This is a genomic window from Dickeya sp. ws52, assembly GCF_007210685.1.
GTDB classification, from domain to species: Bacteria; Pseudomonadota; Gammaproteobacteria; order Enterobacterales; family Enterobacteriaceae; genus Dickeya; species Dickeya chrysanthemi.
Window position 1 is genome coordinate 1 of the sequence record NZ_SZVX01000044.1, and the last position, 1,843, is coordinate 1,843.

Annotated in this window: 3 protein-coding genes and 1 pseudogene; 2 read left to right on the top strand and 2 right to left on the bottom strand. The window is 51.9% G+C overall.

Going from position 1 to position 1,843, the window contains the following annotated elements; all coding sequences use genetic code 11:
- Both FDP13_RS21395 and FDP13_RS21910 read left to right on the top strand, forming a co-directional pair.
- A partial coding sequence (locus FDP13_RS21395) for a SymE family type I addiction module toxin (RefSeq protein WP_234424460.1) occupies nucleotides 1-222 on the top strand: 222 nt, incomplete at its 5' end.
- Nucleotides 223-381: 159 nt separating this feature from the next.
- Nucleotides 382-492, top strand: a pseudogene (locus FDP13_RS21910) (SymE family type I addiction module toxin); the annotation flags it as partial.
- A gap of 41 nt (nucleotides 493-533) precedes the next feature.
- Here FDP13_RS21910 and FDP13_RS21405 read toward each other — a convergent pair.
- Nucleotides 534-830 (bottom strand): contact-dependent growth inhibition system immunity protein, encoded by a 297-nt coding sequence (locus FDP13_RS21405; protein ID WP_164837102.1) that lies wholly within the window; start codon nucleotides 828-830, stop codon nucleotides 534-536.
- On the bottom strand, nucleotides 827-1,843 hold a 1,017-nt coding region (locus FDP13_RS21410; protein WP_150136686.1), incomplete at its 5' end, for an RNase A-like domain-containing protein. The genes FDP13_RS21405 and FDP13_RS21410, both read right to left, overlap by 4 nt.

A 1,843-nucleotide genomic window follows, 5' to 3' on the forward strand; every position in this document is an offset into this window, starting at 1 on the left:
TTTCAGGCGATTCATCTGCAAGGTGCCTGGCTTACCGAAGCCGGCTTTACCGACGGGATGCCGCTAAAAATACGGGTCATGCCCGGCTGCATGGTCATCACCGCCCAGAACACCCGCGAGCTGTGGCACTGTCTCGAAGGTCTCAGCATCGAACCCTTTGACCCGGACGCCGCCGCCAACTGGATCAGGCATTACCCCGGCGGCCTTAAGTTCGCCGAGTAATCACCCTCACCCCCGGCCCGCGCCGGGGGTGTTTGTTTTAACGCGGGGGTGTCGGGGCATCGCCCTGACCGGGTGGTTTTGGGGACACGGCCAGTATGGCGGTGGCCACAAAACATTTCCTGTCCAAGGGTTGAAGCATTTCGGGCAACCCTGCAGCAACTCACCCTCAAGGGCCGCTGGCTGGAAGACCTCGGTTTTAACACCGGCCAGCCGGTTATCGTCACCGTCGAGCGCGGGCGGCTGGTGATTGAGGCGGAGATTAGGATCTGACTGGTAAAAATGACGATCCCGGCGCGGGGGCCGGGATCGTTTCAATCTATTTTTTTACATATATGCTCGAACCAATCTTTAGCCGTTCGCCACTCATTAGGATAGTAATAAGAACAGTCAATTTTATTCAATATAATATCTTCTAGCTCGCTATCATCTAAGGAAAGAGCTAACAAGTTGTTAATTTCTTCCCTTAAACAAAGACGCTCATCTTCATTTTCTGTAGATATATATGCATCCAATGCCCCATCAGCACTACCAAATAGCACTTCAAAGTCTTGATTAAGATAGCATCTCAAAAAATATGAGAGAGATGGATATTTATCTATTATATTCATGGTGTTGGATATCCCGTTACTATTCTATAACCAGTAGGCATTGATGGATCTCTTGCTATTACGATCCTAGCGTTTGTTACTTGAGTTGCTGATGGCACACCTCGTGAAACACTAATGCCTATAGGTGACGATGATTGATAGTCAATTTCTAAATACGCTTTTTGGCTACCAGATAAATAGTCTCTGATTTTAGATTGGTTGCTATCAATAGCCCTACTTGTGACAGCTTCGGCTGTAGCCCTGTCAGTAAACGAAGATGCCGTTTTAACATTTCCGGTAGACACTCGATTTAATAACTCCGCTTCAGTTTTCCCAACATGCCTATCGATCAGATGGCCGCCCGCTACTTCATGAGCAGCTAACCCCCCACCCGGTACAATAGGGCTATTTTGCCCAGTAGTAACTGACTCTTTAGATGTTGCTTTGGAAATCCCTCCGGCAACTCCCGCAGCCGATGCGATCGCTGCGTGGCCCATCACATTGGTGATTTCCGCCGAAACCTCCGCCGAACCACCCATTGTCTGCGCACGATGCAACGACAGGTTTATCTGCGAATCCAATTCCGTCAAAGCGCTACGGGCTGCAATCCACTCTTTTTGCTCCGCCTCGCTTAACGAGCTAACCCCTTGTGTACGTGCTTTTTCTGCCAGTGCCGCTTCCTGCTGGCTGTACTCTGCACGCATGGACTTCAGCCCCTGCTCAACTGTGTAACAGTCCGCCGCGCTGGAACAGGTTTCTACCCGCTGCCGCTGTTCATCCGATTCCGGTCCAAACTCCCGACGAACCTCCGCAACACAATCTTTGTCGCCATTACAGGCAGCCAGTTTCTCGTAACGATCCTGACTGCGTTTGGCAGACAAAAGGTTATTCTCCACCGCCACCTGCGCCGACTGTGCGCCCTGCACCGCATCCGTGCCGCTGTTGCCCACCACGCCCGCCGCCAGACCGCCCGCTATCGTCGACAGCGTACTCAGCAGTTGCCTCTGCTCCTCGTTCAGCTCCGACGCCTTCCT

What these genes read in the sequence shown, in the direction of transcription:
- FDP13_RS21405 (WP_164837102.1), bottom strand. Translation starts at nt 830, where the DNA reads ATGAATATAATAGATAAATATCCATCTCTCTCATATTTTTTGAGATGC.